This window comes from Micromonospora sp. NPDC049047 (assembly GCF_040649135.1).
GTDB lineage: Bacteria > Actinomycetota > Actinomycetes > Mycobacteriales > Micromonosporaceae > Micromonospora.
Genome location: NZ_JBEZEY010000001.1, coordinates 130,650 through 144,584 on the forward strand (window position 1 = coordinate 130,650; position 13,935 = coordinate 144,584).

Sequence of the window (13,935 nt, forward strand, 5' to 3'; positions counted from 1 at the left end):
GAGGGAACAGCCGTGAGCGCCGCGCGCACCTGGCGACAGTTCGGCGACGGGCCGCTGTCGCGGATCACCTCTCGGGTCTACATCCTGCTCGTGGTCGAGATGCTGCTCCTGCTCACCACAGTGCCCGGCCTGCTCCCGCTGCTGCTGCTGGGCCGCGACCCCAGCAATCTGCCGCTTGCCGCCGTCCTGCTGGTGCCGCTCGGTCCGGCGCTCTCGGCTGCCCTGTACGCGCTGCGCCACCAACGCACCGACCTGACCGACCTGCGGCCCGCCACAGTGTTCTGGCGCGGCTACCGGGCCAACCTGTCCGGCGTGCTGCGCGTCTGGGTGCCGATGCTGCTGTGGTTGACGGTGCTCTCCGTGAACCTCGCCTACCGTGCGGCGGTCGGCCTCCCGGGCTGGTGGACGGTGCCGCTGCTGCTGCTCGCGCTGGGTGTGACGCTCTGCGCGGCAAACGCCCTGGTGATCACCTCGCTGTTCGACTTCCGCACCCGGGACGTGTTCCGCCTGGCCGTGCACTTCCTCGTGCGTACCCCGGGGGTCACCGTCGGCAACGCGCTGCTGCTTGCCGCGGCGGCCGCGGTCACCGCGGTCTTCTCCGAGGCGGTGCTGGTGCTGTTCGGTTCGGTAGCGGTCCTGGCGTTCCTGCGCGTCAGCGACCCGATGGTCCGGCTGATTCAGAAGGAGTTCCTGCGATGAGCCTGCCCGTCACCGCCAAGGTGCGAGCGAGAAATACCACGGTCACCGCAGGAGGACAGGTGCCTCCGTGCCGCTTCCGGCGTACGGTGTCGTCGTGCTACGGGAGGATCGATGAACGCCGAAGAATGGGTGGACCTGGAGCAACTGATGTTCGTCGAGGAGCCGCTGGAGAGTGACGAGCCGCGCGTACACCCGGCCTGGCTGCCACCGGAGGCATTCCGCACCCTCGGTGCGCGCCGCGTCCTCGTGCACGGCGACGGCCTGCTCGTCGACACAGTGCTCGACGAGGTTTCGCGGGCCTGTGCGCGCTACGGCGGGCGGGTGTGGCACAACCCTTCCTGGGACGTCGACGCCGACCTGGTGCTGGCCCTGCGCGGCGCGGGCGAGCTGCCCGGCCCGGCGGTGGAGGCGGTGCGGGACGAGGTCGACGGCGGGACGCTCGGCGACGAGGGGTTCCTGCTGACCCACGCCGGCCCGGTGACGGTGGTGCTGGCCAACACCCCCGCCGGCCTGCTGTACGGGCTCTACCACGTGGTCCGGCTCTGCGCGGCGGCCTTCGACCCGACCCGCCCGCCGGAGCGGCACCGGCCCGCGCTGCGTCGGCGGATGCTCAACCACTGGGACAACGTGGCAGTGCACCCGGTGATGGGTCAGGTCGAACGGGGCTACTCGGGTGGCTCGATCTTCTGGCAGGACGGCCGGCCGCGCGGCGATCTGGCCCGGATCCGGGAGTATGGACGACTCCTCGCGGCGAGCGGCGTCAACGCCATCTCGGTGAACAACGTGAACGTCGCCCGTACCGAGGCGCTGCTGCTCACCGACCGGCTCGGCGACGTGGCCGAGATCGCCGACGTGCTGCGCCCGTACGGCATCCGGGTGCACCTGTCGGTCACCTTCGCCGCGCCGATGCTGCTCGGTGGCCTGTCCAGCGCCGACCCGCTCGACGAGCAGGTGCGCAGCTGGTGGGCGGAGACCACCCGCGACGTCTACGACAGCATCCCCGACTTCGGCGGCTACCTGGTGAAAGCCGACTCGGAGGGGCAGCCCGGCCCGTTCAGTTACGGGCGCGACCACGCCGACGGGGCGAACCTGCTGGCCGACGCGCTCGCCCCGCACGGGGGAGTGGTGCACTGGCGGGCGTTCGTCTACAACCACCACCAGGACTGGCGGGACCGGTCCACCGACCGGGCCCGCGCCGCGTACGACCACTTCGCCCCACTCGACGGGCGGTTCCGCACCAACGTGATCCTCCAGGTGAAGCACGGTCCGGTGGACTTCCAGACCCGTGAGCCGGTCTCCCCGGTGATCGCCGCGATGCCCGCCACCCGACTGGCTGTGGAGTTGCAGGTCACCCAGGAGTACACCGGCCAGCAGCGACACGTCTGCCATCTCGGCCCGTGGTGGAGTGAGGTGTTGCGGTTCGCGCCGTGGGGGCCGAGTGGGCGGCTGGTGGCCGACGTGGTGGCGGGGGTGGCCGGCGCCGGTGGTGGCCTCGTCGCGGTCGCCAACACCGGCGACGACCTGTTCTGGACCGGGCACCCGTTGGCGCAGGCCAACCTGTACTCGTTCGGGCGGCTCGCCTGGAATCCGCGGCTGGACCCGACGGCGATCCTCGACGAGTGGATGACGCTCACCTTCCCGCCGTCGGCCACCGCCGACCCCGAGCTGGTGCGGCGGACGCTGCACGAGATCATGGACGACTCGTGGCGCACCTACGAGCGTTACACCGCCCCGTTGGGCGTTGGCTTCATGGTCAACCCCGGCGACCACTACGGCCCCGGCGTCGACGGGTACGAGTACTCGCGGTGGGGCACCTACCACTTCGCCGACCGTGACGGCGTCGGCGTGGACCGCAGCCGCGCATCGGGTACCGGTTTCGCCGGCCAGTACCCGCCGTACTGGGCCGAGCAGTACGAGACGCCCGAGAGCTGTCCCGACGAGCTGCTGCTCTTCTTCCACCATGTGCCGTACCGGCACGTCCTGCGAAGCGGATCGACTGTCATCCAACACATCTACGACACGCACTTCGCCGGCGTCGAGGAGGTGGCGGCGATGCGCCGCAGGTGGCAGACGCTGAACGGGATGATCGACCCGGCGGTGTACGAGCGGGTGGCCGACCGCCTCGACGAGCAGGTGCGCTCCGCCACCGAGTGGCGCGACCAGATCAACACGTACTTCTTCCGCAAGTCCGGGGTGCCGGACGAGCGGGGGCGGCCCATCCACTGACCGGGCAGCTCACCAGGGATGCACGGTCCCGTCCTCCAGCCGGTTCACCGGCAGGTACGCGGGCGAGTACGGGTAACGGGTCGCCGCCTCCTCGTCGATGTCCACCCCGAGACCTGGCGTCTCGGCGGGGTGCAGGTAGCCGTCGGCGAAGTGGTAGCCGTGCGGGAACACCTCGTCGGTCTGCTCGGTGTGCCGCATGTACTCCTGTAGACCGAAGTTGGGGATGGAGATGTCGAGCTGCAACGCGGCGGCCATGCAGACGGGGGAGAGGTCGGTGGCCCCGTGCGATCCGCTGCGGACGTGGTGCAACGCCGCGAGGTCGAAGATCCGACGCAGGTGGGTGATCCCGCCGGCGTGCACCACTGTGGCCCGGATGTAGTCGATGAGCTGTTCCCGGATGAGCTGGGCGGCGTCGAAGATGCTGTTGAACACCTCCCCGACGGCGATCGGGGTGGTGGTGTGCTGCCGGATCAGCCGGAAGCCCTCCTGCAGGTCGGCCGGGACCGGATCCTCCATCCAGGTCAGCGCGTAGGGCTCCAGGCTGCGGCCGAGCCGGGCCGCCTCGATCGGGGTGAGCCGGTGGTGCACGTCGTGCAGCAACCGCAGGGTGGGGCCGAACTCGTCGCGTACCTGGGCGAACACCTTCGGCACGTGCGCCAGGTAACGCGGGGTGGACCAGGTCGCCTCGCTCGGCAACGCCGCGTCGGCCGGCTCGTAGAAGAACTTGTCGGTGCTGACGCCGTAGGTCTTGGGTAGGCCCGGCACCCCGCACTGCACCCGGACCGCCCGGTAGCCGAGGTCGACGTAGCGGGCGACCTCGACCAGCACCTCCTCGACGGTCTCGCCGTTGGCGTGGCCGTACACCGTGACGCCCTCGCGGGAGCGACCGCCGAGCAGTTGGTAGACCGGCAGGCCGGCGACCTTGCCCTTGATGTCCCACAGCGCGGTGTCCACGGCGGCGATGGCGCTCATCGTGACCGGGCCGCGCCGCCAGTACGCGCCCTGGTAGAGGTATTGCCAGGTGTCCTCGATGCGGGCCGGGTCCCGGCCGATCAGCAGGGGCACCACGTGGTCACGCAGGTACGACGCGACGGCCAACTCCCGGCCGTTGAGGGTGGCGTCCCCGACCCCGGTCACCCCCTCGTCAGTGACGATCTTGAGAGTGACGAAATTGCGTCCCGGGCAGGTCACGATGACCCGGGCATCGACGATTCTCACCTGATCTCCTTCGTGCCCCCGAGCGTCGTGCGCTGACGCGCACCGGGGGCGGGAGGGATGTGAAAGTCCGGCACGTTTCGAGAACGTCCCGATAATAGCCCGCGAGCCGTCACCCACAGCGGGGCTCGCCGGCCTCCCCGGTTGCGCAGGTGGGCCCGGAATCCGTTGCGCCGAAAGGTTTCCGGAAGTCTTGACAATCGAGTGTGCTCGATTAAAGCTGACGTGGTCACGCGAGCCGCGGTCAGGGTCGGGCGAAGGGCAGTCCTCGACTTCAGTCCCCTTCCACGCGCCTATCTTCCGAGGGATCGCGATCGATGACATTCAAGACAAGGCTGCTCGGCGCCGCCATGGCGGCCCTGACGCTGGCCGCCGCCGCGCTGACCTTCGCCACCCCGGCGTCGGCGGCGACGCTGACCCAGGTGACCGGCTTCGGCACCAACCCCACGAACCTCCAGATGCACCTGTACGTCCCGGACCGGGTGGCCTCCCGACCGGGCATCCTGCTCGCCCTGCACTACTGCACCGGCACGGGTCCCGCCTTCTACTCCGGCACGCAGTACGCCCAACTCGCCGACCGGTACGGCTTCATCGTCATCTACCCGTCGGTGACCCGCAGCAGCAAGTGCTGGGACGTGGCCTCACCGCAGGCCCTGCGCCGGGGCGGCGGCAGCGACCCGGTCGGGCTGATGTCGATGGTCGACTACGTCAAGCAGCGGTACTCCGCCGACCCGGACCGCGTCTTCGCCACCGGCACCTCGTCGGGCGCGATGATGACCAACGTCATGCTCGGTGACTACCCGGACGTGTTCGCGGCGGGCGCGTCCTTCGCCGGGGTGCCGTTCGCCTGCTTCGCCACCGGGGGCACCTCCGAGTGGAACAGCGAGTGCGCCAACGGGCAGTCCATCAAGACCGCCCAGCAGTGGGGGGACCTGGTCCGCGGGGCGTACCCCGGTTACACCGGCAAACGTCCGCGCATGCAGATCTGGCACGGCACGAGCGACGACACCCTGCGCTATCCGAACTTCGGTGAGCAGGTCAAGCAGTGGACCAACGTGCACGGTCTGAGCCAGACCCCGACGTACACCGACTCCCCGCAGTCGGGATACACCCGCACCCGGTACGGCAGCAGCGGCCCGATGGCCCCGGTCGAGGCGATCAGCATGCAGGGCGTCACGCACAACATCCCCGTTGACGCGGCCCAGGTGATCCGCTTCTTCGGCCTCGACGGCACCGCGCCGCCCACGACCCCACCCCCGACGACCCCGCCCCCGACCACCCCACCGCCCACGACTCCGCCCCCGACCACGCCGCCCCCGACCACCCCGCCGCCCACGACCCCGCCGCCGACCACGCCGCCGCCGAGCGCGGGCGCGTGCCGGGTCGGCTACACGGTCAACGCCTGGAACAACGGGCTCACCGCGAGCGTGATCATCACCAACACCGGCACGGCCGCCGTGAACGGGTGGGCGCTTGCCTTCACGCTGCCCAGCGGGCAGACCATCACCAACGGCTGGAACGCGCAGTACTCCCCGACGAGCGGTGCGGTGACCGCCCGCAACGTCTCCTACAACGCCGCCATCGCCCCGAACGCGTCGGTCGAGATCGGCTTCCAGGCCACGCACGGCGGCGGCACCGGCACACCCTCGTCGTTCACCCTGAACGGCGCGGCCTGCGCGGTGTCCTGAGCTTCCCCACCACCCCCCACCACGCACAAGGAGTCGCACGATGAGAAACACGAGATGGAAGGCGGCGTCGAGAGCCGTGATCGCGCTGACCGGCGCGGGTGCTCTCGCCGCCGGCATGGCGCTGTTCGCTACCGCACCCGCGTCCGCCGGGACCACCCTGGGCGCGTCCGCCGCCGAGAAGGGTCGCTACTTCGGTACGGCGGTAGCCGGATTCAAGCTCTCGGACAGCGCGTACACCACGATCTTGAACCGTGAGTTCAACATGGTGACGGCCGAGAACGAGATGAAGATCGACGCTACCGAGCCGCAGCAGGGCCGGTTCAGCTACAGCGCGGGGGAGCAGATCGTCAACTACGCCCGCAGTCGCGGGATGCAGGTACGAGGGCACACCCTGGCCTGGCACGGCCAGCAGCCCAGTTGGATGCAGGGCATGAGCGGCAGCGCGCTGCGGCAGGCGATGTTGAATCACGTGACGCAGGTGGCGACGCACTTCCGGGGGCAGATCTATTCCTGGGACGTGGTGAACGAGGCGTTCGCCGACGGCAACTCCGGCGGGCGGCGCGACTCGAACCTGCAGCGCACCGGCAATGACTGGATCGAGGCGGCGTTCCGGGCGGCGGATGCCGCGGACCCGGACGCGAAGCTCTGCTACAACGACTACAACATCGACAACTGGACCTGGGCCAAGACCCAGGGCGTCTACAACATGGTGCGGGACTTCAAGTCCCGTGGGGTGCCGATCGACTGCGTGGGCTTCCAGTCGCACTTCAACAGCGACTCGCCGTACGCGAGCAACTACCGCACCACGCTGTCGAGTTTCGCGGCGTTGGGGGTGGATGTGCAGATCACCGAGCTGGACATCCAGGGCGCGCCGGCGAACACCTACCGCAGTGTCGTCGAGGACTGTCTGGCGGTGGCCCGGTGCAACGGGATCACGGTGTGGGGCATCCGCGACAGTGACTCGTGGCGGTCCTCGCAGACGCCGTTGCTGTTCAACAACGACGGGTCCAAGAAGGCGGCGTACGACGCGGTGCTGGCCGCACTGAACAACGGCACTCCGCCGCCGACCACCCCGCCGCCCACGACCCCGCCGCCCACCACCCCACCGCCCACCACCCCACCGCCGACCACCCCGCCGCCGGGCCAGGGTGACTGCACCGCGACGGTGACGGTGAACCAGTGGACGGGTGGCTTCGTGGCGAACGTCCGGGTGTCGGCCGGCTCATCGGCCCTCAACGGCTGGACGGTGACGATCGCGCTGCCATCGGGCGCGACGGTCACCAACGCGTGGAGCGCCGACCGCAGTGGTAACACCGGCACGACGACCTGGCGGAACGTGTCCTACAACGGCCAGGTCGGCGCAGGGCAGTCCACCGAGTTCGGCTTCCAGGGCACCGGCGACGCCGGCAGCCTCAGCCCCACCTGCTCGGCAGGCTAGAACCCCTCGGCCGGTGCGGGGGTGGTACCGCCCCCGCACCGGCCCACGGGAGAGGTCAGTCGCCGGAGTAGCCCCAGAAGTAGATCTCCTCCGGCTCGCCCTGGGCGTCGTGCAGGACCGCGCAGCGGCCGAACCACCCCTGCGCGGCCAGCCCTTCGATCGCGTCGACGTGCTCACGGGTGAGCCGCTCGGTGCCGGCGTGGCGCAGCGCCTCGGCGGCACTCACCGGCTCGACGGTGCCGAACTCGGGTGTTTCGCCCTCGTCCAGGACGCGGTAGACGTCGAGGATGGAGTGGGTGCCCGACTCCTGCACCGACTCGTCGTCGAACAGCTCCTTCATGGTGGCGGGACGGTTCGGATAGTCGCTCGCCGAGCTGGGGATCTCACCCCGGGCCCACCAGTACCGTCCCTCGGCGAAGACCTCGTCCCGCAGGGCGTCCAAGGCCGCGTCCAGATCTGGCTGGTACGCGACGAAGTACTTCCACCCGGATGCGCCCACCGCTGCCTCATTCCTCGTTGTGTGAACAGTGCCGGCACCGTAGCGGGCCGCACCGACATCGGTGGTGGAGCAGGCCGTCGAGTTCGGACCCGCGTTCGGTGTCAGGCCCGGGCGGCGACGAGGAACATCGGCACGACGACGAGGCTCCGGTTCGTCCGGGCGCGCTCGGCCTGCTCGGCGAGCCACCGCTCCTCGTCGGTGAGGCGTCGCACCACGGCGAGCGCGGTGTCGTCGGTGAACACGGCGGTGTGCACCTCGATGGTCGGGTCGGTGAAGCCGGCGTCGAGCAGCAGGTTGCGATACCTGCGGGCAACGCGCGGCGACGGGAGCGAGTCCGCCTTCGCGTGGACCAGCCGACGGGTGGTCTCGGGCTCGTCCGAGTCGATGGCGATCAGGTCCCAGTCCTGGCCGAGCAGTACGGCTCGGCCGCCGGGTGTGAGCACCCGCCGGGCCTCGGCCACGGCTCGCGCCGGGTCGTCGAGGACGTGCAACACCTTGTCCGCCCGGTAGTAGGTGGCCGATCCGGTTTCGAGCGGCAGTGCGGTGGCGTCGCCGACGTGGAATTCACCGGCGGGCCACCGCTCCCGGGCCACGGCGATCATCTCGGGGTCGAGGTCGACGCCGACCGCGTGGGCTCCACGCTCGGCCAACTCGGCGACAGCGCGACCACTGCCACAGCCGACGTCGACGACGGTTCGGCCGGTGAGGTCGCCGAGCACCTCGTAGGAACGTGCGCGCAGGTCGACGGCCGAGGGTTCACTCTCGATGGCATCGAGGACAGCGAGAAGACTGGACATGCCCGCCATCGTCGGACTTAATGTCGACATGAAGTCAAACCCGATGACGATCGGCGAGGTGGCCGACCACTTCGGTCTGCCGGCACACGTACTGCGGCACTGGGAATCGGTGGGCCTGCTCTGCCCCGCGCGGGTCACCGGCGGTCGTCGTCGCTACACGCGCGACGACCTGTTCCGGGTGGCCTCGATCCTGCGCGCGAAGCAGGCAGGTCTGTCGCTGCCGGACATCCGGGCGTTCCTCGTGGCGGCCGATCCGGCCGCACGCAAGGACGTGCTGCGTCGCAACCACGACGTGCTGCAGGCCAGGATGGCGGCGCTGCGGTCGGCGCTCGACCTGCTTGAGGCCGGGCTGAACTGCTCACACGAGGAGATCTCGACCTGCCCGAACTACCGCGTTCGGCTGGCGGAGCTGGTCGAGGTCGGCGCCGCTGGCTAGCCGTCGATGCGGGTGATGTTGCGGATCTTGTTGGACGCGTCCAGGGCGGCCACCTTGTACGCCTCGGCAAGCGTCGGGTAGTTGAACACCGTGTCGATCAGGTAGTCGATGGTGCCACCGCAACCCATCACCGCCTGCCCGATGTGGACGATCTCGGTCGCGGCGGTGCCGAACACGTGCACCCCGAGCAGCCGGCCGTCCTCGGGGGAGACCAGCAGCTTGAGCATGCCGTACGAGTCACCGACGATCTGGCCCCGGGCCAGCTCCCGATAACGCGCGATGCCGACCTCGAAGGGAGTCGAGGTGTCGGTGAGCTGTGCCTCGGTCTGCCCCACGAAGCTGATCTCCGGGATGGTGTAGATGCCGATCGGTTGCAGGCCGTGCATCTCCCGGATCGGTTCGCCGCAGGCGTGCTGTGCCGCCAGTCGACCCTGCTCCATCGAGGTGGACGCGAGCGCGGGAAAGCCGATCACGTCGCCCACGGCGTAGATGTTCTCCACCGAGGTCTGGTAGTTGACGTCCACCTTGATCCGGCCGCGCCGATCGGCCTCCAACCCGGCGGCCGCCAGGTCCAGATCGTCGGTCTGGCCCTGCCGGCCGGCCGAGTACATCACGGTGTCCGCGGCGATCTTCTTGCCGCTCTTGAGGATGCACAACGCGGCGGTCTGGTGCTTCTCCACGGCGGCGACCTCCTCGCCGAAGCGGAACGCCACCGACAGGTCGCGCAGGTGATACTTGAGCGACTCGATGACCTCCTCGTCGCAGAACTCGAGCATCCGGTCGCGGCGCTCCACCACAGTGACCTTGGTGCCCAGCGCCGCGAACATCGAGGCGTACTCCATGCCGATCACGCCGGCACCGACCACGACCATGCTGCGCGGCACGGCCTGCAGGTTGATGACGCCGTCGGAGTCCACGATCGTCCGGTCGTCGAAGTCGACGCTGTCCGGGCGGGCCGGGCGGGTGCCCGCCGCGATGATGGCCTTGTCGAAGGTCACCTTCGACTCCCGGCCGGAGCCGCTGTCGACCCAGATCGAGTGCGCGTCCGCGAATCGGCCGGTGCCGGTGATCATCGCGACCCGGTTGCGGGCCAGTTGGTTGCGGATGACGTCGGTCTGCCGGGTGATCACGTGCTGGGTCCGGGCCGCGAGATCGCTGACCGTGATCTCTTCCTTGACCCGGTAGCTGCTGCCGTAGAGGTCCCGCTGGCTCAGCCCGGTCAGATAGAGAACCGCCTCCCGCAGCGTCTTGGAGGGGACCGTGCCGGTGTTGATGCACACCCCGCCGATCATGTCGCGGCGGTCCACGATGCCGACCCGCCTGCCGAGCTTGGCGGCTGCGATCGCGGCCTTCTGACCGCTGGGTCCGGAGCCCAGCACCAACAGGTCGTAGTCATTCACAACCGCTAGCGTCGCAAGATGTCGTGGCTGGCGCCAGACCCCGGAGTCGAGCGTTATTCGTCTGCCACCACGCAGAGGCCGCCGTTGAGCGTGACCTCCTGCGGCAGTTGTGTGCCGGTGGCGACGAGCCCCAGCGACACGCTGCCGCCCGGCGGAACCAGTGCGTTCCGGGCGGTGTTGCGCACCCGGAGGTAGCCGTTGTTGGGGCGGTCGACGACAGTCGCGCCCCAGATGCCGCGGACCTGCTGACTGGCCCAGAACCGCCAGGTCATCGTCCACCCGTCGACCGCGGTGGTGCCGGTGTTCTCGACGACGAGGGTCGCCGCGAAACCGTCCGACCACTGCCGCACCGTGGACCGGACCGCGCAACTCGGCGGCGGGGGCAGGGTGGTCACGGTGACCGGCGCGGACAGGGGGGACAGGTGGCCGGCCTCGTCGCGGGCCCGCACCACGAAGGTGTACGTGGTGTTCGGCGTCAACCCGCTGATCTGGGTGCTGTTTCGGGGCGGGTACTGGGACACGTCGCGGATCAGCGTGAGAGCGCCGCCAGCGTCGACCCGGAACACCTCGTACCTGTCGAGCACGACGTTCTCCACCGAGTGCGCCCAGCGCAGCCAGACCTGCGTGGCGGCGACGTCGTACGCCACCGGTTGCCCCGGCGCGCCCGGCGGCTGGTCGTCCCCCGGTGGCATGGTCAGCCGCAGCGTCGGGTTGGACACCGAACTGTTGCCGGCCGCGTCCAGGGCCCACACCGAGAAGGTGTACGTGCGTGAGGGGCGCAGGCCCTCGATCCGGATGCTGTTGGTGTCTGTCGAATACTGGGCGCCGAAATCCTCGAACTGCGCGCCGACCGGGTAGCGCACCACCCCCACATTGTCGGTCGAGGCCGCCCATGTCAGCTCGATCCAGGTGGTGTCGACGGCGACGACAGTGATCGGGCCGGGGGCGGTCGGACGCTCGGTGTCCGCCGCGGCGGCCTGCGCCGGGGTCGCGCCGGTGGCGACCAGAGTCGCCGTCAGTGCGCACGCGATCAGCGCGGCGGCTCTGGACCACATTCCTCTGACTGGACGATCACGCACGACAAACCCTCGCCCTCGGCTGCCCGCAGCTGTTAGTAATCAATGGCTGTCTATTTTATGGCATCGTCGGTCGGTAGGTGATCCCATGGATGCGGAAGTCGCCCGCGACGCAACGAGTTGGCCCGGCCCCCGGGGGCAGGGTGCTGGTCGTTGCCTTTGGAGCTGAATCGCATACGACAGCACTGCGTCACGACAGCTGGGCGACGTGGCAACTGCGGGGCGCGGCATCAGTGCGGGGCGAGATCGGTGCGGGGCGAGATCGGTGCGGGGCGAGATCGGTGCGGGGCGAGATCAGTGCCGCACGATTTCGCCGTGGCCCTGACGTCCGGTGAGCGACCGTCAGCCGGAATGACTGATTCGTTTACGGCATCAGCTCCAAAGGCAACGCGTCCAACCTTCGCCCCAGCCCTCACCGCCCAGCCCTCAGCCCTCACCGCCCAGCGCCCCGCGCCGGAGATGGCGCCCCTGTCCGGGCCACCGCGCGCCCGTCGGCCCGACCCCTAACCGACGAGGCGGCGTTCCCAGGCCCACGCGGCGATCTCCACCCGATTGCGGGCATTGAGCTTCATCTGCACGCTGGCCAGGTGGGTTTTGACCGTGCCGACGGCGATGAAGAGCCCGGCGGCGATCTCGGCGTTGGTGAGGCCCCGGGCGACGAGCTTCACGACGTCGAGTTCCCGTGGTGACAGCCCGGTGTCGCCGCGCGCCGGGGCGGGCGTGCTGAGGTGCTCCAACAGCCGTACCGTGATGGACGGGCTGATCAGCGCGTCACCTGACACTGCCGCGCGGACCGCCTCCACCAGCAGCGTCGGGCCGGAGTCCTTGAGCAGGAAACCGCAGGCGCCGTTGGCGAGCGCGGTGTGCACGTACTCGTCGAGGTCGAAGGTCGTCACCACGACCACCCGGATCGGGTCGGCGACACCCGGCCCGGCGATCAGCCGCAGTGCTTCCAGCCCGTCGAGGCGGGGCATCCGGATGTCCAGCAGCACCACGTCCGGGCGCAGCCGCCGGGCCAACTCCACGGCGACGACGCCGTCGGCGGCCTCACCGACCACCTCCATGTCCGGCTGCGCCCCGATGATCATGCCGAAGCCGGTCCGGACCATCGCCTGGTCGTCGGCGATCAACACCCGGATCATCGCCCCACCGCCGTGCGCAGCGGGAACGCCGCATCGAGCACCCACCCACCGGCAACGCCCGGTCCGGCGGTGATCGTGCCGCCGAGGGCGCGGACCCGTTCGGTGAGGCCGATCAGGCCGAACCCGTGCCCCCGGGCCGGCGCGGTGCGCGCGGTGGCACCGTCGTCGGCGACCCGGACCAACAGCCAGTCCGGGGTACGACGCACTGCCACGTCCACGGATCGGGCGTCCGGCGCGTGCTGACGGGTGTTGGTAAGCCCCTCCATCACGACCCGGTACGCCGACGTCGACACCTCGACCGGGAGTCCGTTCAGGTCGCCGTCGACGTGCAGTCTGGCCGGCGCGTTCGCAGTGCCGTTGAACCCGGTCAGCAGTGGCGCCAACTCGGTCACCCCGGCCAGTGGGGCCAGGGGGGCATCCGGCGGTGTGTCCGGGTTACGCAGGATGCCCACCATCCGCCGCATCGAGGCCATCGTCTCCGCACCGGCCCGTTCGATCTGCTCCAGGGCGACGATCACCCGCTGCGGGTCCTGTTCGGCGACGAACCGGGCGCCCTGCGCCTGCACCACGATGCCGGTGACGTGGTGGGCGATGAAGTCGTGCAGGTCCCGGGCGAACTCGGCGCGCTGCTCGGCCCGCACCAGCGCGATGGCCCGCTCCCGACCGGCGGCGATGATCCGCAGGTAGAGCCCCACCCCGGCGGCGCCCGCCGCGCCGAGCACCTGGAGCAGGCCGAAGATCACCAGCAGGTTCTCGGTGCCGACGCGCAGTGGCATCGCGGCGACGGCGAGCCCGGCGGCGATCGCCGCCCACGGGGCGAGCCGGGGGGCGCCCCAGCGGCTCACCACGAAGACCACACCGATCAGCCCGGCCGACTCGGCGAGCCCCCAGGTGCGGGCGAGCATGATGCCGTCGCCTCCGGAGAGGAGCACCACGCCTGCGGTCACGGCCAGTGAGGCGGCGGCGAGGGCCAGCGCGGCCACCGGCAGCCGCTGCGAGCCCGGCCGGTGCACCGGCAGCCAGAGGGGCACCGTCGCCACGGCCAACCCCATCGGCACCAGCAGCAGCAGGAGAGCGGCGACGCCGCGGTCGTCCGCCGTGCTGGCCGTGAAGTCGAAGAGCGCGAGCAGGCCGAAGGCCGCCAGCCCGGCCGCCTGGGCCAGGCGTACCCACAGACGTCGAAGATCCGGCGCGCTCATGGTGACCCAGCGTAGCCAACCGGACGGAGGTGGCGGATCGGCCAAAAGGTAGACCCGGCGACGGCGATACCCGGCCCCGGGCCGATGCGCCCACCCATCGACGGCGGCCAGGCTTCCGGA

12 protein-coding genes are annotated in these 13,935 nt (G+C 70.2%); 5 read left to right on the plus strand and 7 right to left on the minus strand.

Annotated features, from left to right (window positions below; genetic code table 11):
* The first annotated feature begins 12 nt into the window (after positions 1 to 12).
* Both AB0B86_RS00495 and AB0B86_RS00500 read left to right on the plus strand, forming a co-directional pair.
* Entirely contained in the window at positions 13 to 699 is a 687-nt protein-coding gene (locus AB0B86_RS00495) for a DUF624 domain-containing protein (RefSeq protein ID WP_357410282.1), read from the plus strand.
* Between the two features lie 111 nt (positions 700 to 810).
* Positions 811 to 2,925: an alpha-glucuronidase gene (locus AB0B86_RS00500; protein WP_357410284.1), complete on the plus strand. Its 2,115-nt coding sequence runs from the start codon at positions 811 to 813 to the stop codon at positions 2,923 to 2,925.
* A gap of 9 nt (positions 2,926 to 2,934) precedes the next feature.
* Here the strand turns inward: AB0B86_RS00500 and manD are convergent, their stop codons facing one another.
* Positions 2,935 to 4,143: a D-mannonate dehydratase ManD gene (gene manD, locus AB0B86_RS00505; RefSeq protein WP_357410286.1), complete on the minus strand. Its 1,209-nt coding sequence runs from the start codon at positions 4,141 to 4,143 to the stop codon at positions 2,935 to 2,937.
* A 314-nt stretch (positions 4,144 to 4,457) separates the two neighbouring features.
* On the opposite strand from manD, the gene AB0B86_RS00510 reads away from it, so the two are divergent.
* Positions 4,458 to 5,828 (plus strand): PHB depolymerase family esterase, encoded by a 1,371-nt coding sequence (locus AB0B86_RS00510; protein WP_357410288.1) that lies wholly within the window; start codon positions 4,458 to 4,460, stop codon positions 5,826 to 5,828.
* 115 nt (positions 5,829 to 5,943) lie between these two features.
* A complete protein-coding gene (locus tag AB0B86_RS00515) occupies positions 5,944 to 7,266 on the plus strand; it encodes an endo-1,4-beta-xylanase (protein ID WP_357410360.1) in 1,323 nt (440 codons plus the stop codon).
* A gap of 55 nt (positions 7,267 to 7,321) precedes the next feature.
* Here the strand turns inward: AB0B86_RS00515 and AB0B86_RS00520 are convergent, their stop codons facing one another.
* A complete protein-coding gene (locus AB0B86_RS00520) occupies positions 7,322 to 7,765 on the minus strand; it encodes a hypothetical protein (RefSeq protein WP_357410290.1) in 444 nt (147 codons plus the stop codon).
* Positions 7,766 to 7,866: 101 nt separating this feature from the next.
* A complete protein-coding gene (locus tag AB0B86_RS00525) occupies positions 7,867 to 8,562 on the minus strand; it encodes a methyltransferase domain-containing protein (RefSeq protein ID WP_357410292.1) in 696 nt (231 codons plus the stop codon).
* Here AB0B86_RS00525 and AB0B86_RS00530 point away from each other — a divergent pair.
* Complete coding sequence (locus AB0B86_RS00530) at positions 8,561 to 8,998, plus strand: MerR family transcriptional regulator (protein ID WP_357414707.1); 438 nt, start codon at positions 8,561 to 8,563, stop codon at positions 8,996 to 8,998. The genes AB0B86_RS00525 and AB0B86_RS00530 overlap by 2 nt on opposite strands.
* On the opposite strand, the gene sthA is transcribed toward AB0B86_RS00530, so the two are convergent.
* The 4 genes from sthA to AB0B86_RS00550 all read right to left on the minus strand — a co-directional run bounded on the left by sthA (position 8,995) and on the right by AB0B86_RS00550 (position 13,815).
* The gene (gene sthA / locus AB0B86_RS00535) at positions 8,995 to 10,398 is read right to left on the minus strand and encodes a Si-specific NAD(P)(+) transhydrogenase (protein ID WP_357410296.1); all 1,404 of its coding nucleotides are present in this window, start codon (positions 10,396 to 10,398) and stop codon (positions 8,995 to 8,997) included. The genes AB0B86_RS00530 and sthA overlap by 4 nt on opposite strands.
* Before the next feature lie 53 nt (positions 10,399 to 10,451).
* Entirely contained in the window at positions 10,452 to 11,453 is a 1,002-nt protein-coding gene (locus AB0B86_RS00540) for a cellulose binding domain-containing protein (protein WP_357414709.1), read from the minus strand.
* Positions 11,454 to 11,977: 524 nt separating this feature from the next.
* Positions 11,978 to 12,616 (minus strand): response regulator transcription factor, encoded by a 639-nt coding sequence (locus AB0B86_RS00545; RefSeq protein ID WP_357410300.1) that lies wholly within the window; start codon positions 12,614 to 12,616, stop codon positions 11,978 to 11,980.
* On the minus strand, positions 12,613 to 13,815 hold the full coding sequence (locus tag AB0B86_RS00550) for a histidine kinase (RefSeq protein ID WP_357410302.1): 1,203 nt from the start codon (positions 13,813 to 13,815) through the stop codon (positions 12,613 to 12,615). The genes AB0B86_RS00545 and AB0B86_RS00550 overlap by 4 nt, the downstream gene beginning before the upstream one ends.
* Positions 13,816 to 13,935 lie beyond the last annotated feature (120 nt).